This window comes from Bacillus sp. SJS (assembly GCF_000732485.2).
In the GTDB taxonomy this organism is placed as follows: Bacteria; Bacillota; Bacilli; order Bacillales; family Bacillaceae; genus Metabacillus_B; species Metabacillus_B sediminis.
The window spans coordinates 418,644-437,779 of sequence record NZ_JAQV02000031.1; the positions used below are offsets into that span (position 1 = coordinate 418,644).

At 42.8% G+C, this 19,136-nt stretch carries 26 protein-coding genes; 9 read left to right on the forward strand and 17 right to left on the reverse strand.

The window, feature by feature from the left end:
* The first annotated feature begins 14 nt into the window (after positions 1-14).
* Entirely contained in the window at positions 15-509 is a 495-nt protein-coding gene (locus tag AS29_RS19630; protein ID WP_035413039.1) for a hypothetical protein, read from the forward strand.
* A gap of 231 nt (positions 510-740) precedes the next feature.
* Here AS29_RS19630 and AS29_RS19635 read toward each other — a convergent pair whose 3' ends face one another.
* Positions 741-2,069, reverse strand: coding sequence for a PhoH family protein (locus AS29_RS19635; RefSeq protein ID WP_035413042.1), 1,329 nt, complete (start codon positions 2,067-2,069; stop codon positions 741-743).
* Between the two features lie 153 nt (positions 2,070-2,222).
* Between AS29_RS19635 and AS29_RS19640 the strand changes: the two genes are divergently transcribed.
* Positions 2,223-2,834, forward strand: coding sequence for a YhcN/YlaJ family sporulation lipoprotein (locus tag AS29_RS19640; protein ID WP_035413045.1), 612 nt, complete (start codon positions 2,223-2,225; stop codon positions 2,832-2,834).
* 30 nt (positions 2,835-2,864) lie between these two features.
* Here the strand turns inward: AS29_RS19640 and AS29_RS19645 are convergent, their stop codons facing one another.
* Positions 2,865-3,320 carry a pyridoxamine 5'-phosphate oxidase family protein gene (locus tag AS29_RS19645; protein WP_035413046.1) on the reverse strand — a complete coding sequence of 152 codons (456 nt, stop codon included), beginning with the start codon at positions 3,318-3,320 and terminating at the stop codon, positions 2,865-2,867.
* 137 nt (positions 3,321-3,457) lie between these two features.
* On the opposite strand from AS29_RS19645, the gene AS29_RS21160 reads away from it, so the two are divergent.
* Entirely contained in the window at positions 3,458-3,661 is a 204-nt protein-coding gene (locus AS29_RS21160) for a YlaI family protein (protein ID WP_082883920.1), read from the forward strand.
* Complete coding sequence (locus tag AS29_RS19650; protein ID WP_051860855.1) at positions 3,658-4,083, forward strand: hypothetical protein; 426 nt, start codon at positions 3,658-3,660, stop codon at positions 4,081-4,083. The genes AS29_RS21160 and AS29_RS19650 overlap by 4 nt, the downstream gene beginning before the upstream one ends.
* Here AS29_RS19650 and AS29_RS19655 read toward each other — a convergent pair.
* The 5 genes from AS29_RS19655 to typA all read right to left on the reverse strand — a co-directional run bounded on the left by AS29_RS19655 (position 4,080) and on the right by typA (position 8,169).
* Positions 4,080-5,069, reverse strand: a complete 990-nt coding sequence (locus AS29_RS19655; RefSeq protein ID WP_051860856.1) for a nuclease-related domain-containing protein — start codon at positions 5,067-5,069, stop codon at positions 4,080-4,082. The genes AS29_RS19650 and AS29_RS19655 overlap by 4 nt on opposite strands.
* A gap of 333 nt (positions 5,070-5,402) precedes the next feature.
* Positions 5,403-5,564 carry a hypothetical protein gene (locus AS29_RS21460; protein WP_156505990.1) on the reverse strand — a complete coding sequence of 54 codons (162 nt, stop codon included), beginning with the start codon at positions 5,562-5,564 and terminating at the stop codon, positions 5,403-5,405.
* A gap of 66 nt (positions 5,565-5,630) precedes the next feature.
* Positions 5,631-5,915, reverse strand: coding sequence for a hypothetical protein (locus AS29_RS19660; protein WP_035413049.1), 285 nt, complete (start codon positions 5,913-5,915; stop codon positions 5,631-5,633).
* The gene (locus AS29_RS19665; protein WP_442854554.1) at positions 5,912-6,172 is read right to left on the reverse strand and encodes a YlaH-like family protein; all 261 of its coding nucleotides are present in this window, start codon (positions 6,170-6,172) and stop codon (positions 5,912-5,914) included. The genes AS29_RS19660 and AS29_RS19665 overlap by 4 nt, the downstream gene beginning before the upstream one ends.
* Before the next feature lie 155 nt (positions 6,173-6,327).
* Positions 6,328-8,169, reverse strand: coding sequence for a translational GTPase TypA (gene typA / locus AS29_RS19670; protein WP_035413052.1), 1,842 nt, complete (start codon positions 8,167-8,169; stop codon positions 6,328-6,330).
* 121 nt (positions 8,170-8,290) lie between these two features.
* Between typA and AS29_RS19675 the strand changes: the two genes are divergently transcribed.
* Complete coding sequence (locus AS29_RS19675; RefSeq protein ID WP_035413055.1) at positions 8,291-8,476, forward strand: YlaF family protein; 186 nt, start codon at positions 8,291-8,293, stop codon at positions 8,474-8,476.
* 42 nt (positions 8,477-8,518) lie between these two features.
* Here the strand turns inward: AS29_RS19675 and AS29_RS19680 are convergent, their stop codons facing one another.
* From AS29_RS19680 to AS29_RS19690, 3 genes are all read right to left on the reverse strand, one after another.
* On the reverse strand, positions 8,519-8,971 hold the full coding sequence (locus AS29_RS19680) for a GNAT family N-acetyltransferase (protein ID WP_035413058.1): 453 nt from the start codon (positions 8,969-8,971) through the stop codon (positions 8,519-8,521).
* A 1-nt stretch (position 8,972) separates the two neighbouring features.
* The gene (locus AS29_RS19685; protein ID WP_035413061.1) at positions 8,973-9,767 is read right to left on the reverse strand and encodes an inositol monophosphatase family protein; all 795 of its coding nucleotides are present in this window, start codon (positions 9,765-9,767) and stop codon (positions 8,973-8,975) included.
* Between the two features lie 182 nt (positions 9,768-9,949).
* Positions 9,950-10,138 (reverse strand): hypothetical protein, encoded by a 189-nt coding sequence (locus AS29_RS19690; protein ID WP_035413064.1) that lies wholly within the window; start codon positions 10,136-10,138, stop codon positions 9,950-9,952.
* 257 nt (positions 10,139-10,395) lie between these two features.
* Between AS29_RS19690 and AS29_RS19695 the strand changes: the two genes are divergently transcribed.
* Positions 10,396-11,031: a YktB family protein gene (locus tag AS29_RS19695; RefSeq protein WP_035413075.1), complete on the forward strand. Its 636-nt coding sequence runs from the start codon at positions 10,396-10,398 to the stop codon at positions 11,029-11,031.
* A gap of 30 nt (positions 11,032-11,061) precedes the next feature.
* Here the strand turns inward: AS29_RS19695 and AS29_RS19700 are convergent, their stop codons facing one another.
* Together AS29_RS19700 and AS29_RS19705 are read right to left on the reverse strand one after the other, a co-directional pair.
* The gene (locus tag AS29_RS19700) at positions 11,062-11,334 is read right to left on the reverse strand and encodes a UPF0223 family protein (RefSeq protein ID WP_035413078.1); all 273 of its coding nucleotides are present in this window, start codon (positions 11,332-11,334) and stop codon (positions 11,062-11,064) included.
* Between the two features lie 9 nt (positions 11,335-11,343).
* Entirely contained in the window at positions 11,344-12,315 is a 972-nt protein-coding gene (locus AS29_RS19705) for an NAD(P)H-dependent flavin oxidoreductase (RefSeq protein WP_035413080.1), read from the reverse strand.
* A 152-nt stretch (positions 12,316-12,467) separates the two neighbouring features.
* On the opposite strand from AS29_RS19705, the gene AS29_RS19710 reads away from it, so the two are divergent.
* Complete coding sequence (locus tag AS29_RS19710) at positions 12,468-13,943, forward strand: aminotransferase class I/II-fold pyridoxal phosphate-dependent enzyme (protein WP_035413082.1); 1,476 nt, start codon at positions 12,468-12,470, stop codon at positions 13,941-13,943.
* Between the two features lie 89 nt (positions 13,944-14,032).
* Here AS29_RS19710 and AS29_RS19715 read toward each other — a convergent pair whose 3' ends face one another.
* The 4 genes from AS29_RS19715 to AS29_RS19730 form a co-directional block, all read right to left on the reverse strand.
* Positions 14,033-14,155 (reverse strand): GapA-binding peptide SR1P, encoded by a 123-nt coding sequence (locus AS29_RS19715; protein WP_035413085.1) that lies wholly within the window; start codon positions 14,153-14,155, stop codon positions 14,033-14,035.
* A 106-nt stretch (positions 14,156-14,261) separates the two neighbouring features.
* On the reverse strand, positions 14,262-14,627 hold the full coding sequence (locus AS29_RS19720; RefSeq protein ID WP_035413087.1) for a VOC family protein: 366 nt from the start codon (positions 14,625-14,627) through the stop codon (positions 14,262-14,264).
* A gap of 14 nt (positions 14,628-14,641) precedes the next feature.
* Positions 14,642-15,664: an S-adenosylmethionine:tRNA ribosyltransferase-isomerase gene (locus tag AS29_RS19725; RefSeq protein WP_035413089.1), complete on the reverse strand. Its 1,023-nt coding sequence runs from the start codon at positions 15,662-15,664 to the stop codon at positions 14,642-14,644.
* Positions 15,661-16,383, reverse strand: a complete 723-nt coding sequence (locus tag AS29_RS19730; RefSeq protein WP_035413090.1) for an SDR family NAD(P)-dependent oxidoreductase — start codon at positions 16,381-16,383, stop codon at positions 15,661-15,663. Before AS29_RS19730 ends, AS29_RS19725 begins: the two co-directional genes overlap by 4 nt.
* Before the next feature lie 196 nt (positions 16,384-16,579).
* On the opposite strand from AS29_RS19730, the gene AS29_RS19735 reads away from it, so the two are divergent.
* Both AS29_RS19735 and AS29_RS19740 read left to right on the forward strand, forming a co-directional pair.
* Positions 16,580-16,966, forward strand: a complete 387-nt coding sequence (locus AS29_RS19735) for a DUF1885 family protein (protein WP_051860857.1) — start codon at positions 16,580-16,582, stop codon at positions 16,964-16,966.
* 317 nt (positions 16,967-17,283) lie between these two features.
* Complete coding sequence (locus tag AS29_RS19740) at positions 17,284-17,682, forward strand: hypothetical protein (RefSeq protein ID WP_051860858.1); 399 nt, start codon at positions 17,284-17,286, stop codon at positions 17,680-17,682.
* Positions 17,683-17,720: 38 nt separating this feature from the next.
* On the opposite strand, the gene lpdA is transcribed toward AS29_RS19740, so the two are convergent.
* The gene (lpdA, locus tag AS29_RS19745; protein WP_035413092.1) at positions 17,721-19,133 is read right to left on the reverse strand and encodes a dihydrolipoyl dehydrogenase; all 1,413 of its coding nucleotides are present in this window, start codon (positions 19,131-19,133) and stop codon (positions 17,721-17,723) included.
* Positions 19,134-19,136 lie beyond the last annotated feature (3 nt).

The following is a 19,136-nucleotide window of genomic DNA, read 5'->3' on the forward strand; positions in this document are numbered from 1 at the left end:
AGAGGAGTGATTAAATGACAGATATCATCCAAATTTCAGGGAAGGTTAAGTTCCCGATCACCATTGACCCAAGCGTCTGGATTTTCGATGACCGCAAAGCAGATCTTACCAGTTTCTTCTTAAAAACAGGAGAAACCCAAAATGAACAGGATGAATATACAAAGCAAATTTCAAAGCATTGGGACAGGGAAATTAAAGAAGGAAATGAAGCTCCCGCAGAACCTTTAAAAAACATTTTTAAGAAGCAGGAACTGGTTAATGGAACATTCGGGATCAGGTTCGCTCCTTTTCTATCTAACGCCGAGCTGGACGAAACCGCTTCAGCCGTTCAGATTATTGCTGAAGAGGATATAGTTGTCTTACCGCTGGAAAAAGCCAGAGAACTGATAGCTGCATTCAGTGAGGATGGAAAACCGCTAAAGAATGACGGCCCCATGCATTTGTATTACGGAGACGGTTCAAATCGGGACCGCCCGATTAAAGCAGTCCGTGAGATAATTATATTGTAAAAGGAAGGTGCCGGATGCAGGCACCTTCCTTTCTTTTAGGCTCTGTTAAAAGCCTGATGATGATTTTTAACACCTGTTGATTGGAGTGGAAGGCGCGAGACTCCGGGCTTTAGAGCAGCGGGACAGGTGAGACTCTGCAGGCGCATTGCGGCGACGAGGCTCACCGCCCGCCCAAGGATAAGCGAGCGCCTGCCAACTGAAATCACAGGCCAAGTTTAACAGAGCTTTCTCTTAAAGAAGATCTGCAGCAAGCTGTGCAAGTCCTGAGCGTTCACCTTTGACAAGTTTCACATGACCGGCGATTTGCTGCTCTTTAAATTTTTCGACCACATAAGTGAGACCGTTATTATACTCATCCAGGTACGGGTGATCAATTTGCTCCGGATCACCCATCAGCACAATTTTGCTTCTTTCCCCCACACGGGTAAGAATAGTCTTGACCTCATGCTTCGTAAGATTCTGCGCTTCGTCAATTATAATGTATTGATCCGGTATACTTCGGCCTCTTATATAAGTGAGAGCCTCCACTTCAATCGAACCCATACCAGCTAGAATAGCATCCAGCTCTCCAGGTTTTTTCGTATTAAATAGAAACTCAAGATTATCGTAAATTGGCTGCATCCAAGGGCGGAGCTTTTCTTCTTTTTCACCCGGCAAAAACCCGATGTCTTTTCCAACAGGAACAATTGGCCTCGCAACAAGGAGTTTCTTGAAGGTTCCCATATCCTCCGTTTGCAGAAGTCCGGCTGCAAGAGCAAGCAATGTCTTTCCTGTACCCGCCTTTCCAACGAGGGTTACGAGAGGCAGGTCATTTCTTAAAAGCAATTCAAGAGCCATTGTCTGCTGAACATTTCTAGGCCGGATCCCCCAAATATGATCATGATCCGTAAATAGTCTCTTTACTTTTTTACCAGTTTTATCCACCATACCAACCGCAGAAGCAGATCCGCCTAATGCATCCTTCATGACGACAAACTGATTCGGGTAAAACGGGTGATTGGTCACTTCCGTGAGTGTCAGTTCATTCTTTTCATAAAACCTGTCCAAATTTCCCCGGTCTATATACAAATCGAGGAAACCTGTATAGATATGATCAACCTCAACGACCCTGTCACTCAAAAAATCTTCAGCAATCAGTCCGAGTGCATCTGCTTTCACGCGAACCAATGTATCCTTGCTGACAATAATGACAGGCCGGCCATTTTCTTTTAATTTTTCCTCATTTGAGAGGTTATTGGCAACAGCCAATATCCGATTATCATTCGTCTTTTCAACAAATATATCCTGAAGTTCGTGAAAGGATCGATGATTTAATTCGATTCTTAGTGCTCCCCCATTGCGGAGCGGTATTTTTTCATGCAGTTTTCCCTGCTCACGCAGTCCGTCAATGAGCTTTGAAACCTGACGGGCATTTCGTCCAACTTCATCCATATAGCGTTTTTTGGAGTCTACTTCCTCCAGCACGACGGCTGGGATGACCACTTCATTGTCATCAAAAGAAAAAATTGAATTCGGATCTTGCAGCAAAACATTTGTGTCCAATACATAAACCTTATTCAATATTCCGCCTCCTAGTCCGCATATGGCGGCAACCGCCGCCTTCTCTCTCACCACTGCCTGTTCATAATCGATGCTAAAATATATGATTTTGTGAATAAAGATAGAAGGTTATTTAGACAATAAACTTAAAAGCCATTAAGAAGGAGTGCTCGTATGCTGAGATCCATACTATTTTTCGTTATTTCCGGCCTTTTCATGCTTACTGCATGCTCGGCCAATGAAAATTCACAAGGTGAAACATCCACTGATTATAAAACCAAACCCATCACAGTCAAAAACAGCATTGAAAGGCCCGTGGACCGCAAAACCGGCCAGCAAATTTCCAAGCATTTAGTTGAAATCGCCAACCGCGTTCCAGACGTAAATGATGCCACCGCTGTCGTCCTTGGCAAATATGCCATTGTCGGAATTGATGTAGAATCAGAACTAGACCGAAGCAAAGTGGAGTCAGTCAAATATTCAGTAACGGAAAGCCTGAAAAACGACCCTTACGGTGCAAATGCTGTCGTTGTGGCAGATGCAGACACAAACCAGCGAATCCGGCACTTAGCAAAAGAAATCCAGCAGGGCCGCCCTATTGGCGGGCTCTTGGACGAACTAGCTGCAATCGTCGGCCGGATAATGCCGGATGTACCTAATGATACGATGGATAACCAAGAAAAAGAACCAACTGAACAGGACAATGATCAACTGCCTAAAGATCAGCAGGATGAGCTGGATAAACACCAGAACGATGAATCCAATAAGGAATTGAAAAAGAACTAAATGGATAAAAGCTTAGCCAGAAAATTCTGACTAAGCTTTTTTCATGGCATCCATCACCTGCTGATCAAGGCGGGCCGCTGCTTTTTCATCATACGTCTTGGCATACTGAGGCTCATTTGAAATTCTTGAACCGTAAAACATCACATCCCGAACCTCCGAAATCTCAAGCTCAACCAGCGACAGCTTAAGCGGAACCCCCTCAAGCTTTTCAATTTTCACATGGGCATTCCCAATAATTGAGTATGCCGACTCATTTGCCAGAAGATTAATAACCGCAGCAGGATGCTTATGTATGTTCTCCAAAATGCGCGAACGCGTATCCAATGCGAAATAAAGCCTTTGGCGATCTGGAGCAAGCACCCATGAGATTGCATTTACATTCGGAGCCCCAGTCTCATGATCAATTGTTGATATGGTCACAAATCTTTCTTTTTGCAAAGCATCAAACAGCGGGTCAATCAGCTGAAGCTCTATCTTATTTGCCATATCCATCCCTCCAATGCCGCAGTATACCTCTATCATAACGATTTTTCATAAATGTTCCAATAAAAACAGTCCTTACAAAGAAACTTTTTCAGCCTGTGGTATAATCGGTTTATACAAACAGTTTAGAGGTGTTATCCATGAGAGTAAAATGCGTAATATGCGACCAAGTACACACAATAAATGACGAAACGCTGCTGGCTAAAAGGCTGCGGAACAGACCCATCCACACTTACACCTGCCCCGAATGCTACGAACGTATCGAAACTAAAACAAAAGAAAGACTAAGCACAGGAAACTTCAGGCTTTATCGCGACAAACAAACCGGAGATTTCCTGTCATGATCCTTCGCGGCGGACTCTCCGGTCTTGCCGGCGGCCTGGCTCTCGGCTTTTTTTTGAAATGGATTCAGATCGTCACAGGATTGAAAGTTTATACTCTGTTGCTTAATGTTGATTTTGTCTACTCTAACCCATTGCCAGAGTGGGTGGAATTTGTAATACACCTGATTGTAGCTATTTTTATAGGGATGGGATTTGGATTTGCAATAGAGAAGCTGCGGGTGATTGGCTTCTTGAAAACATACGGGGTTGCGCTGCTCATAACATTACCGGCTCTATTTTTATATTTCCCTCTTTCTATGCTGGCACGCAAGGAAGTTCCTTCTGTTTTTGATTTGGAGGCTTTTGGGTGGTGGGGGGTTGGGCATTTGGTGTTTGCGGGTGTAATGGCAGGAGTTAAGCGCGCAATGAAGAATACCAGCTAAATTTTGATTTGCATTTCGTTTTTAAAATAGTTAGAATCTAACATATAGCTTCTCCCTTTTGTATCTCCATTCTTTTTTAGCGCTGATTTGCTAAGCAGCTTACTTGCAGTAGAAACAGATGCCAATCCAGTGAATTCTCTGAATTGCCGATTGGTAATACAATAATCTTTCAGAAGGTAAAAATCCATAAGTGCAATTCTATGTGCATCCACTGATCGATCGAGACATATAGAGCAAACCCACGCTTTCCGCATACGCTTCATAGTCAACATTCTGCACCTTGAACATTCAACTCCGGACAAAATTTCGCTTTTGTTTATCTTGTAATATTCCAGCACTTCAAAATCTTTCTCTGCATGACTTTTTAATAGCATATCAATTATTGTCTGCTTACTTGTATTCATCCTTCCTGATAAAGCAGTTTCGAGCTCCTTAACCTTCGATAAAATCCCTCCAGCGTGAATAACTCGGTCTTCTACTATGTGATGCTCTTTACTTGTTTTTATAGCAGTTGTTGGGTTACTGATGATGACAATAGGAAATATCACAGGTTGTGATATTCTCTGATTTTTTAAAAATTGAATAAGAGCATTTTTCTGCCTTTCCACCTGCAAAATAGGGTCTGGAAAGCATTCCTCCATACCCTGTGAAATTCTAAGCAACTGTTTAAAAGATTGGTCAAAAATTAGTGTTCCCGAGAAGTTTTTCACCTCGAGTATAAAGATGCAATGATCCGAGATAATTAGGGTGTCCATCTGTAAGGAGGATGTATAAAAAGGAATATTGATATTATGCAGAATACTATATTTTTCAGAGGGTAATTGCTGCAGAAAATAATCAATGGACTCCTCACCTTTATATCCTGCTAAGCATTTTGCAAAATCTTCCTGAATCTGCTTCCGTTTTGAATGATTTTTATTCAGCCTCCTCAATAACGACTGTAATTTTAGTATTCGAATTGGGGTTCCTCTTTCTTTTACTACCACATCTTCCCTCCTGTTCACTATTATCACTCTTTATTAAAAAGTATATCTTAAACAATATGTTTAGACGAAACACCACTAAGCAGCTTTCTGAATGAAAAATGCGATTTTGCAGCGAGGCGGGGTAAAAATAACTCATTATTTAATTTGAATGAAGAATTTTTATGTAAATTGATATTTTTACTACCCTCCATAATATGTCGAGTGCCACCTGCTTTTTAGCCAATCTCTTACTCTATTTAGCCGTTCCATTTTTCTGTCCATTCGCATCGGTTATTTAGCCATTCCCCGCCATATTCTGGCCAGTGCCCCCTGCAATCTAGCCGTTCGCCCACTCTATTTAGCCGTTCCATTTTTTCTGTCCATTCGCATCGGTAATTTAGCCGTTCCCCTCCATTTTCTGTCCAGTGCCCCCTGCTTTTTAGCCGTTCTCGCTCTCTGTTTAGCCGTTCCATTTTTCTGTCCGTTCGAAGCTGTTATCCGGCCATTACCGGCCATATTCTGTCCATCGAATATAGTTCAAATAACAAAAAACCCCCCACTCCAAGAGTAAGGGGTCACAAATCACCGATAATTCCGAAACCGCTCCGGTTCTCTGCGCATTTGATCCTTCATGACGTCGATCAGTTCTTGCGGGAAACGGGTGCGGTATTCTTCTCCATGCTGAAGACAGGATATCCAGTACATTTCATCTTCGGTATGGAATGTAAGCTGTTCGATTCCGTGATCTTCCTGCAGGACGTTTTCAAAGAGTGCTGCGGTTTCGAGCGCTGATTGGTCGTCAGGACGGTCGAGGGCTACTACTTTTATAGTGAGCCAGTTGTAGAGGGCATCCTGGAGGGATCTCATGTAGATTGCTCCATCTTTTTGTGCCGATTGAGGCGGATTTTATAGATGATGAGGATGAGCGCTGCGATAATCAGACCTTCTGCAATGGGAAGAAATATAGCGAAGAAGGTTAGGAAGCTGCATCCTAAAAAGAGAAAGAAGTAAATAAGTGCTGCTTTGAGCGGCGGCAGTTTTTTGGAGAAGCCTAGTTTGAAGACGAGTATGGATAGCAGCAATATGACAGTAAACATGGCTTGTCCTCCACCAACGGGATCCATTGTTGTGTAGATGAATTTAGCCACGGGCCACATGCTGTTGTATACTTCGCTTGATTCCATTGCTGTTGCCCCCTTTTTACAGGATTTTCAAATATAAAAAATTGGTTTCTTTCAGAGTAGCAAAGAAACCAATTTCGGACAAGCATTTATTTAGTTTACAGACCAGAGAGTTTCTTTTTCTTTGCTGCTCTTTCACGTTCGTTTTTGTCGAGAATTTTCTTTCTCAAACGAATGGATTCAGGTGTAACTTCACAGTATTCATCATCATTCAGGTACTCAAGGGATTCCTCAAGTGTCATGATGCGAGGTTTTTTCATGGTTGTTGTTTGATCTTTTGTTGCTGAACGGACGTTTGTTTGCTGCTTCATTCTGCAGATGTTTACAACAAGGTCGCTGTCACGGTTATGTTCGCCGACGATCATTCCTTCGTAAACGTCTGTTCCTGGCTCAACAAAGATTACGCCGCGGTCTTCGATACCCATGATCCCGTAGCCTGATGATTTACCGTTCTCCATGGATACTAGAACACCTTGACGGCGTCCGCCAACCTGGCCAGTAGCCATTGGCTGGTAGCTGTCAAACGTGTGGTTGATGATTCCGTAACCGCGAGTCAGAGAAAGGAACTCAGTGGAGTATCCAATCAATCCGCGCGAAGGAACCATGAAGATCATTCTTACTTGGCCGTTACCGTTGTTGATCATGTCCTGCATTTCACCTTTGCGGGCACCGATGGATTCCATTACTGCGCCGGTGTAATCTTCAGGAACGTCGATTTGAACGCGTTCCACAGGCTCGCAGCGGACACCGTCAATTTCACGTACGATAACTTCAGGTTTAGACACTTGAAGCTCGTAGTTTTCACGGCGCATGTTTTCGATCAGGATGGAAAGGTGAAGCTCTCCGCGTCCTGAAACGGTCCATGCATCTGGAGAATCTGTGTTTTCTACGCGCAAGCTTACATCTGTTTGCAGCTGCTGCATGAGGCGCTCTTCAATTTTACGTGAAGTAACGAATTTACCTTCGCGTCCTGCAAACGGGCTGTTGTTTACAAGGAATGTCATTTGAAGAGTAGGCTCATCAATCCGCAGTACTGGAAGTGCTTCCTGGTGTTCAACCGGGCAGACCGTTTCACCTACGTTGATGTCTTCCATACCGGAAACAGCAACAAGGTCTCCAGCGCGTGCTTCTTCGATTTCGACACGCTTCAATCCTTGGAAACCAAAGATTTTCGTTACGCGGAAGTTTTTCGCTGTTCCGTCAAGCTTCATTAGGGAAACTTGCTGGCCAACTTGCATAGTCCCTCTGAAAACACGTCCAATTCCGATACGTCCAACATAGTCGTTGTAGTCCAGAAGAGCTACTTGGAATTGAAGAGGATCTTCACTATTATCAACCGGTGATGGGATGGTTTCCATGATGGATTCAAAGATGCACTCCATGTTTTCTTCCTGTTCAGCAGGATCCGGGTTCATGCTTGCGGTTCCGTTTACTGCGGATGCAAAGACAACCGGGAATTCAAGCTGATCTTCTGTAGCATCCAATTCGATGAACAAGTCGATAACTTCGTCTACAACTTCCTGCGGGCGGGCAGAGTCTTTATCGATTTTGTTTACTACTACGATTGGAGTCAGTTTTTGCTCCAAAGCTTTTTTCAAAACAAAGCGTGTTTGAGGCATACATCCTTCATATGCGTCGACAACAAGCAGAACGCCGTCAACCATTTTCATGATCCGCTCTACTTCACCGCCGAAATCAGCATGTCCTGGAGTGTCCAGGATGTTGATGCGAGTGTCTTTATATTGAATAGCCGTATTTTTGGCCAAGATTGTTATTCCGCGTTCACGTTCCAAATCATTGGAGTCCATGGCACGTTCAGCAACCTGCTCGTTTGCACGGAATGTTCCAGCTTGATGAAGCAGTTTGTCTACCAGCGTCGTTTTTCCATGGTCAACGTGGGCAATAATCGCAATATTGCGAAGATCGTTTCGAAGTTTCACAATTTCATCTCCTATAAATTCAAAATACCCTCGATATTATAACACACACTGCTGGTAAAATAGAAAGTTTTTAAGTAAACTTAGTTTGAAATCTTTTTTTATACGTTAGGGGATGCAGGAAATGAAGTCGGGAAAATGGATTTTTTTAGTACTGGCAGTGCTCGCTGCCGTTATGATGATGCTGATCGGAGTTTCTGTCGGATTCAGAAGTATACTCGGTGTGATTGCATCTATTATTGGATTATGTGCTGTAATGGGCTTCGGTTTTGCCAGGAAAAAGAAGATGCGTGAAAAAGGTCTGATTTAAAATAGGAAGGCCGCGGAACATATAGGTTCCGCGGCCTTTTTTCTATAACGGGAAAATCAGAATGGTGTAGTCTTCACCTTCGTTTTTCTCCATTTTAAATTGTTCAAACCCTGCTTTGCTTAAAAATTGAATCCAAGCCAAACGTTCAGCGGGGACTCCTGCAAAGAGCACTTTATGACCCTTTTCCTTCAATTCAGCTGCAATCATGCGAATGACTCGTTCACCTATTCCCTGACTTCTTTTGGATGGATGTACCAAAATGGTGCCAAGCCATGGCTTTTCATTAGATGGTGACCATTCGATTGAAAAGGTTATGGCTACAGGCTCTCCATTTGATTCCCAGATTCGCCATTCACCCTGATACATCTCGTATTTTTTCAAATACTCTTCAAGAAGACCCGGTTCCGTTTCTTCGCTGATCCATTCAGGACTCTCCTTTACGCATTGAAGCAAAAAAGAAAAATCTTCCTCCTGGTACATTCTTGCCGTCAGCATATTATGCTTTGTTCAAATAGGAATTCAGTATTTCTTCATGCAGCCCCGGTCTTGAGGCAAATACACTGTTCCGTTCTAATATGCTGATTGGCTCCCCGCTGACTGTAGTTGCTATGCCTCCCACTTCATGGAGTAAAACTAGACCGCCTGCGAAATCCCATGGGGCAAGCCTCATTGTGATGTAGCAATCCAGTCTTCCTGAAACAACATAGGCGAATTCCAGTGCTGCAGATCCGTATGAACGGGTACCTCTTGCATTCCTAACCAGGGGAGCCAAAACGGATGGATCAATTCTTTTGTTTTCCGTAACCCAGGTCGCATTCAGACCAATAATCGCTTCCTTCACTTCTCTGTGTTCAAGCTTTGGCAAAGGAGTGTCATCCATAAAAGCTCCTTCCCCTTTAAAAGCATGGTACAGTTCATCATGGACTACATCATAAATGAGACCAATCATTCCGGTTCCCTCTTCGTAAATACCGATCGAGATGGCAAAATTCCGCTGCTGATGCACGAAATTCATTGTTCCGTCTATTGGATCAATAATCCAGATGATCCCTTTGGAGTCCTCGATTTCATGTCCATATCCCTCTTCCCCCAGGATACGGTGATCGGGGTAGGTTTCTTTGATCCTGCTGATGAAAAATTGCTCTGTTTCTTTGTCCATGTTGGTAACGAGGTCGTTCGGATTGGATTTAGTTTGAATTGAAAGAGACGTTGCAAAGGAACCGCGGATTCTTTCTCCCGCTTCTCTAATCCAGCTTTTTGCATGATGATCAATATCTTTCCAATTAGTCATGATTAGCCTCTTTTCTATTGGGACTTAACGGTTACAGGCATTTTGGGCCTGTCCAAAATATGTATAGGTATGTAATAAAGGATACTGCAAGAAAAACACGAATTCAAGCCGAAAGGGGAGCATGCAAAGAGCCGGGCGCAGATAAAAACGAACCTTCTTAAGGTTCGTTTAACATCCTCAGGCTATGCCTGCAGCTTAAGCCATTCTCTTCTGAGTTTTTCAAGTCTTTGTTTGCTTTCTGATTTTTGATCTTCGTTGTTATCCTGCATCGCATCAAACAATGTAGCCAGTTCATAATCCAATTCAAGCTGGATTACACTGATACGATTTTTCAATTCTCTGGGCTGTGCGGCTTTAATGACCTGTTTCATCGAAAAACTCCCCTTTCATATCTTACTTATTTTATGAATAGCTTTCGAAAACCTGGGACCGATGAGATTTTGTATATCTTATGTTCATTAATAATGACAGGGAACATGGTGAAAAAAATTGTGTATCTACCTATATATAAAGCTTGTTTACAATACTTTACCACTTTGCAGTTACGATGAAACGTGCAACTTTATTGGAGCGCGCTGCCGGTTATGCTACAATATTTTTACTTATATTCAGGAGGTTTCTCACAGCTATGAAATTCACGGGTTTCACTCAAAAAGATTTTGAAGTATTCACGATAGATGGACTGGATCAGCGAATGGAGAAATTAATCGAGCAAGTACGCCCGAAGCTTGAAAGCCTTGGCGAGCATTTCAGTACAGAATTGTCCAGCTGGACAGGAGATGAAATGTTTCCGTATGTAGCAAAGCATGCACGGCGTTCCGTAAACCCGCCTGATGATACGTGGGTTGCTTTCGCCAGCAGCAAAAGAGGTTACAAAATGCTTCCCCATTTTCAGATCGGTTTATGGGAAACCCATATTTTCATCTGGTTTGCCATGATTTATGAAGCTCCCGCCAAAGTAAGCTTCGGAAAAGCGGCTGAAAAAAATCTTAATCAGATTTTACATGACATTCCGGAAAACTTTGTATGGTCCTCAGATCATACGAAGCCTGGAGCAGTTTCACAAAAAGAGCTTGGGAAAAAAGGGCTGAAAGAGATGGCTAAAAGGCTTCAGACGGTTAAAAAGGCTGAAATGCTCTGTGGTGTTCATTTCAGCAAGGAGGAAGCAGAATCCATGAATCCGGAAGAATTTCTGGATAAAGCAGAGCAATCATTAAAAACACTGCTGCCGCTCTATCAGCTGGCTCAAAAATCGTCTAACTAACAAAATCCCGGGTGCCCCCCGGGATTTTGTTTAAGGCATTTTTATTCGATTTCCATCTTCACTGTCTTTTGCTTTCTTTACAGTACGGTACGAAGAATAACCGCTTACCTCTTCAAATTCATCACAAAGGTTCTTCTCCTCTGCTTTACCTGGAACGATCTCCTTGAATCTGCGATAGCTGTTCATAAAATCTTCCCTGCTGATTCCCTGTTCATAGGCTTTTTCAACATTTTCGAAAAATTGAACGGCATCAATTATTTCTTCTGTGGACCAATCTGCAGAAAGCGGATATTGATAATCCATGTTCTCACCTCAATCTCTTTTGCCATTCCCCCATTGATTGCGGATGATTTCTCCCTCTTTCAACATTCTATCAAATAATTCCTGTACAGTGGGAATGTCGTATATTAGACCTGCGGACTGTCCGCTCCAGCCGAAACCTTCTGATCGATTTCCCTCATATATGTATTTTTTATTTGCCCGGCCATCAATATACTCTTTTAATCCTTCATAGCCTGATTTTAGTTCTTCAAGCTGGATAATATGGTCTGTCCATTCGTTCGCCAAGGCTCTGGCAGGAGCTCCAATGCTCTTTTTTATAAGCACTGTGTCTGTTTCACTGGAAGAAATTAAATCCTGCTTGTAGTGATGATGGGCATGGACACATTCTTTTACAGCAATAAATCTTGTCCCCATTTCAATTCCCTCTGCTCCAAAAGCAAGGGAGGCCATTAGCCCTCTTCCGTCGGCGATTCCCCCGGATGCAATAACTGGAATTGAGACCGCCCTTACAATTTGCGGAATCAGGACAAAGGTTCCGGTATCATTTCTCCCTAAATGACCGCCCCCTTCCTGTCCAACGGCTATAACTGCATCTGCCCCCATTTCTTCCGCTTTTTCCGCCTGCCTTCGCGCTGCAACCAATACAAGTTTTTTTATTGATGTTCCTTTTAGCTGTTCAAAAATAGGAGCCGGATTTCCTCCCGTCATGGAAATGACCTTTACTCCCTCTTGGATCGCTGCTTCAAGCATGCTGGAAAACGGCCTGCCATGCTGACCTATGGCAAAGTTCACACCAAACGGCTTGTCTGTTTTCAATCTCGTTTTACGAATTTCTTCCTTAAGTTCTTCTGGAGATCCTAGAGACATGGCTGTAATCTGGCCGAGGCCCCCGGCATTGGAGACAGCGGCTGCCAAATCAGAATATGCGAGATACGCTAGCCCCCCTTGAATGATCGGATATTTGATGCCGAGCAATTCCGTTACTTTCGTTTTCCAAATCATTTTCATCCCCCCTTTTATTCTTTTCGATAGAGAAGATTCGATTTCCTTTGACAAAGCCAGTCAAAATTTACTTTATAAAAATTCTCCCTAATGATATAATTCATGTGTTTTTATTAAGGACGTATTTCAGAAAAAGAAGGTGGAATGAACCATTGAACCAAAACCTGACACCGCTTTATACCGGGTTAAAAAAACACATTGACCGGAATCCCATTCAATTTCATATACCTGGGCACAAAAAAGGTGCCGGAATTGATCCAGATTTCAGAGAATACATCGGCGAAAACGCCCTTAAAATGGATCTGATTAATATAGGACCTCTTGATGATTTGCATTCTCCGAAGGGTATTATTAAAGAAGCCCAGGAGCTTGCTGCAGATGCATTTGGAGCTGATTTCACATTTTTCTCCGTTCAAGGAACGAGTGGAGCAATTATGACAATGGTTATGGCTGTCTGCAAGCCTGGAGATAAAATTATCGTCCCGAGAAACGTTCATAAATCCGTAATGACCGCTATTGTTTTCTCAGGTGCGGTTCCCGTTTTTATTCATCCTGAGGTTGATAAAGAGCTCGGTATATCTCACGGAATTACCACTGACTCTGTGCAGACGGCTCTGGATCAGCATCCTGATGCTAAGGGGGTCCTTGTCATAAACCCGACGTATTTTGGAATATCGGCAGACTTGAAAAAAATCGTCGAAATTGCCCATTCCTGCCATGTACCGGTTTTAGTAGATGAAGCACACGGTGTTCACATCCACTTCCACGAAGAGCTTCCAATGTCAGCGATGCAGGCAGGGGCTGACATGGCTGCAACAAGTGTTCATAAGCTAGGAGGGTCTATGACCCAAAGCTCGGTCCTAAACGTCAGAGAGGGGCTTGTGTCCGCTCAGAGGGTACAGTCGATTTTAAGTATGATGACAACAACCTCAACCTCCTACTTGCTGCTCGCTTCGCTTGATGTAGCCCGTAAGCGCCTGGCCATGGAGGGCAGAGAACTGATTGACCAAACCATTCAGCTTGCTCAAAAAGTGCGTCAGCAGTTAAACGCTATAGAAGATATTTATTGTGTAGGCAGCGAAATTCTCGGAACGAAGTCAACTTATGATTACGATCCGACAAAATTGATTATTTCAGTGAAGGAGCTTGGATTGACAGGCTATGACGTGGAGAAGTGGCTTCGGGAGAAATACAGAATTGAGGTTGAACTTTCCGATCTATATAATATCCTGTGCATCGTTACTCCTGGTGACACTGTAAAGGAAACAGATTTGCTCGTCGAAGCATTGACTGAACTATCAGACCGGTTCAAACACCGAGATCCGGGTCAAATCGAAGAAACCGCCGTGCTGCTGCCTGATATACCAGTGCTTGCCCTTACACCAAGGGATGCTTTTTATTCCGAAACAGAAATCGTGGACTTTAATGAATCCGCAGGCCGGATCATCGCTGAGTTTATTATGGTTTATCCTCCCGGGATCCCAATCTTTATTCCCGGTGAGATTATTACTGAAGATAATCTTGCCTATATTCAAAAAAACATGGAAGTCGGGCTGCCTGTTCAGGGACCTGAGGATCCTAACTTAAATTCTCTTCGGGTTATTAAAGAGCATAAAGCAATACGATAAGAGAACGAATCGAATCAATCGTGATAAATAAAAGCATGCGCCAGATTCAGCGCATGCTTTTCCCTTTTTATCTTAACCCCTTGTCATGTTTACCGTTTGATTTCTGTTTTTTCACACTCACAATTTAAGCATCTTCCGTACAAAGTGGAGACTTTTTCATCCTCAAAATGGCTGATTGTGCTGTTGCAATCCTGACAAACGATTGTTCCCATCTTCCCATCTCCTTTTCTTAAATGTAAGCGGTTTTAATAATTTGTTAGTTTTATATTATTATGTCACATTATATTCGTCAAGCATAAAAAGTATGTCACATTAATTTTATTTTGAGTGCCCTTTTTTCTCAATCAGTTCGATTGTTTCTCCATCGGGTCCCTCATAGAAAACTGTTTTCCATTCGTTCGGCAGCTTGAACGGTCCAAGAGCAGGCAGGAGTCTATTCTTTTCAAGCCGGTCAAGCCAATATTGGATAGACTCAACCTCCCACGCCAGATGAATGGCTTTTTCATTAAAAACGGCACTCTTATCCTCGATCAGTTCAAGCATTCCATTTGCACCATGCAGAAATACAAGGTTATCATCCAAAAAAGAGAACTCCGTTTCTTTATTTAAATCGAAGAAAAAGGTATAAAAATTCGTGGAAGCTTCCAGGTTTCGAACATTCAGCCCAATATGATGCACTTTCATCTTTTCCCCTTCTCTCATGGCAAAATAAGATTCATATCACCAAATTCATGCCATAAATAATTTTTCATTAAAGCTTCCTTATAGGCTTCTCCCAATAGATTTGGTTTAATGAAGGCACTCAGCATATCTAAATGGCTTGCTTCCGGTTCGTGAAAGCCTGTAAGCAGTCCGTCTACAGCCTTCCGGGCAAAGTTACGGGTAACATAAAGATTTGTAACCCCTTCCGTTCCATTTGGCAAACCCCCGTTTTCAGCTGCCGTTTCCAGTGCCCTTACAACTGTGGTTCCAACTGCTATAACCCTTCCCCCTTTAAGCTTTGTATCCAATACAGCTTTAGCCGTTTCCTCTGGCACTCGATAAGACTCGAAGTGTTTGGCAGGATCTGGCCATATGTCACCTCCAAAATAGCTTAAACCTGCATGAAGCTGCAAAAAGGCTATTTGAACTCCTTGAGACTTGAGCTGCTGCAGAAGCTTCCAGGTAAACGCTCTGCCTGCAGAAGGCATCTCAACTGAACCGGGCACAGAGGCATAAACCGTTTGATAGCTTTCCAGAGGCCATGGGTGCTGGATGTATTCGTAATCAACCGCTTTGCCAATTAAGTAGATTTCCTGGAGAAGCTCCACCCCGCTTTTTGAGAACTTCAACAGAATCAGCGGCCGTTCTATTCCTCTCCCGTAAATCACTGCTTCAAGTCTGTCATTAAATGTAATCGTATCTCCGATATTTGCTAATCCATCATATATGATTGCTTCCCAAATATGATCCGATACCTTCCTGCTCAGCCTGACCTCAACCTCTCCCTTCCTAAAGGTTCCCTTTAATACAGCAGGAATGGTTCGGCTGTTATTGAACACCAGTAGATCACCGGGCTTCAAAAAAGAGCCAATCTCCCTTAAAGATGAATGCCTTCTCATGCCGCTTTCCGCTTCGAGAACCAATAAACGGACTGCGTCTCTGCTCCCGGTTCTCTGTTCAGCCGGTTCTGCTGCATGGAGACTGTCTGGTATATGAAATGCCTGATGCTGAATAGTCATGCTCTTCCCTCCTTATAGCTGAAGGACTGGGCTTCAAATCGCTGTCCATTTATGAGTGCTGACTGATTTGATGCAAGATATAAGAAGATATCTAGATGATCCAGCGGATTGGCTAAATCATAATCACAATCAGGGACCGCTGTCCGGTGCATTTCCGTATCCATTTCACCGGGATCTACCATATTCATTCTTACCCCAGTATCTTTTAACTCATCAGCCCAGGTCTGTGTCATGCCTTCTACAGCGAATTTAGATATTCCATAGGCTCCCCACTCAGCAAAGCCTGTCTTTCCTGCTTCCGAAGTTAAGTTAATAATGCTGCCCTGCTGGCGGATCAGCATACCTGAGAGCACCCTTTTTGTCATTAAAAAGGGATTTAGTATGTTTACTTCAAGAACTTCTTTAAAGGCATTTTCTGTATAGTCTGCCAGTTGTAAAGGACCTGGTCCGAAAATAGAGGCATTATTGATAAGAACATCAATGTACCCGTAAGCCTCCTCTGCTAGGGATACGAAACGATCGGCTTCTTCAGCAATGGAGATATTCGCCTGGACGGCAAGAACTTCCCCTCCTAACTCAATTATTTCCCTTTCCAGTAAATTAAGCTCATGTTTCCCCCTCGCACACACTGCAATGCGTGCCCCTTTTTTCGCAAAAGTCAGCGCGAGTGCTCTTCCCAAACCTTTAGAGCCTCCAGTAATCATCACAGTCTTTTTCATAGTGATCTTTCCCCTCTTTATTTGATATAACTTTATTGTATTGGAATTAGAAGGGGATCACATCAGAATCAAGGTGCATCCATCTCTCATAAATTAGAACGGGAATTTCTCGGTCTTTTGATTGAGTCAATTTTAATTGTAAATATCAGATTATTTAGAATACAATGGAATAAACAGAGGATAGGGAGGACTGAAAGTGGGACAACATGCGAGCATCGTTATGAATGACAGGGAGCCAATCTCTTTAGAAATCATTTATAAATATATTGACTACTATAAAGGAATTACAGCCAAAACAGGGGAACAGCTTGGGTGGGAATACAGTGAGACTGCATTCCCATATGAAATCTGCCAGGAACATGAACGCTTGCTAATTTTAAGAAGTGTCCAGCCTGGCTTCAATCATATTTATATAGGAATCATCCAATCAGAAGATGAGTCTGCTGAAGCGGTGCAGATCTACCTGCCAGCCTCTTCTGCACATGGGGACAAAGGAAAGGCCAATGAATTGTGCAAATTCCTGGCAAAAAAAATGAAAGGTGAGCTGCATTTGTTTAATGGGAAGGTTATGCGGTTTACATAATGGTCTGCTGAATACAGGAAGCCTCCTGATGCGCACAGTGTCTTAGGAAAATCATCGTTCAATTGCTATAATTAAATTGACCTGGTATGTATGAAGGACAATGATAAAATACTTATGCAAAGGTTTTTATAAAACTTCCAATAAAACGAAACTTTTTTCCAGTTACTCCCGTTTATATTAATGAGAGTAACTTTTTTTAATTGAAAATCCCATTTTTCAATTCGGTAACATTTTGATGACATTTAAAGGAATGAGATGGGATTATGATAAAATGGGATTAATTTGAGACCGGAAATAGGACTGGGGAGGGATAAATCGTGTTTGCAGATAAAATGAATAAGTTCGATCGAATGTTTTTAGCAGTGATGATTGGGCCTGTTTTGTTTCTCTCTTCCTGCACGTTCCCGGGATTAATGTCCCAGACCTCAGGCACTTCCATCCAAACAAAAGATAAAGTGATTGTCTTTTTTTCAGACGGGGACAAAATTGAGGATGAAAAACAGTATTATGATGCGCTGCTGGCAATTAAAGAAAAATACCCGGTTGATTCCAAAAACTTCAAGGTGTATCAGGAGGAACAAAATAATCCTTTTGGCGTCCGTAAATATCCTTCCCTGCTTGTTATGGACAATAAAAAAGTAGTGATTCACATTGAAGGAATGGTCCAAACTAAAGAAGAAATATTAAAGCCGCTTCGAAAAGTTTTGAAGCATTAAAAAGACCTCCGCTTACGCAGAGGTCTTTTTGATGCAATTTATTTAATGATATGAATTGGGCTGCCAAGAGCGACCTCAGCAGCTTCCATCGTAATCTCTCCCAATGTTGGGTGAGCATGGATCGTCATTGCGATATCTTCCGCGGTCATTCCGGATTCGATTGCAAGTCCAAGTTCAGAAATCATGTCAGAAGCGTTCGCACCAGCGATTTGAGCTCCGATTACGATTCCGTCTTCTTTCGTTGTGATTAGCTTCATGAAGCCGTCTGTTTCATTAAGAGACAGAGCACGCCCATTAGCAGCGAATGGGAATTTGGCAGCTGTTACTTCAAGACCCTCTTCCTTCGCTTGAGCTTCTGTATATCCAACAGTAGCAAGTTCAGGCTCTGAGAATACAACTGCTGGAATTCCAAGATAGTCGATCTCAGAAGTTTCGCCAGCGATTACTTCTGCAGCAATTTTACCTTCATAAGAAGCTTTGTGCGCAAGAGGCGGTCCTTCAACAATATCACCAATTGCGAAAATGTTGGAAACGCTTGTGCGGCACTGTTTATCAATTTTGATAACGCCGCGGTCGCTCATTTCAACGCCTACTTGCTCAAGACCAAGTTCATCAGTGTTTGGACGGCGTCCTACTGTTACCAGTACGTAATCCGCTTCAACTGTTTGTTCTTCGCCTTTCACTTCAAATGTTACTTTCACGCCATTTTCTGTTTCTTCAACAGATTTAGCCATTGCTTTCGTATGGATGTCAACGTTCCCTTTTTTCTTCAGGTTGCGTTTAACTAGTGAGCTCATTTGTTTCTCGAAGCCCATTAAAATATCATCCAAAGCTTCAATAATCGTAACTTCAGTACCGAAGTTAGCATACGCCGTTCCAAGCTCAGTTCCGATGTAGCCTCCGCCGATTACAACCAATTTCTTCGGAACATCTTTAAGAGCAAGAGCGCCGGTAGAATGGATGACACGGTCAGAGTATTTGAATGCTGGTAGTTCGATCGGACGGGAACCCGTCGCAATGATTGCATTTTTAAATTTATAAGTTTGAGAAGAATTTTCATCCATTACTTTAATGGATTCGCCATCTACGAAGTATGCTTCTCCGCGGACGATTTCTACTTTGTTTCCTTTTAGAAGGCCTTCAACACCGCTCGTAAGCTTGTTGACAACACTGCCTTTCCATTCCTGAACCTTTGTAAAATCAACTTTTACGTTTTCAGCCGTGATTCCCATATCTTCGGAATGCTTAGCATTTTCGAAGCGGTGACCAGCTGAAATTAATGCTTTGGAAGGAATACATCCAACGTTTAGGCAAACTCCGCCTAGAGTTCCTTTTTCAACAATTGTTACTTTTTGTCCTAGCTGTGCAGCGCGGATGGCGGCTACATAGCCGCCAGGTCCCGCACCAATGACAAGAGTGTCAGTCTCAATAGGGAAATCTCCTACTACCATAGA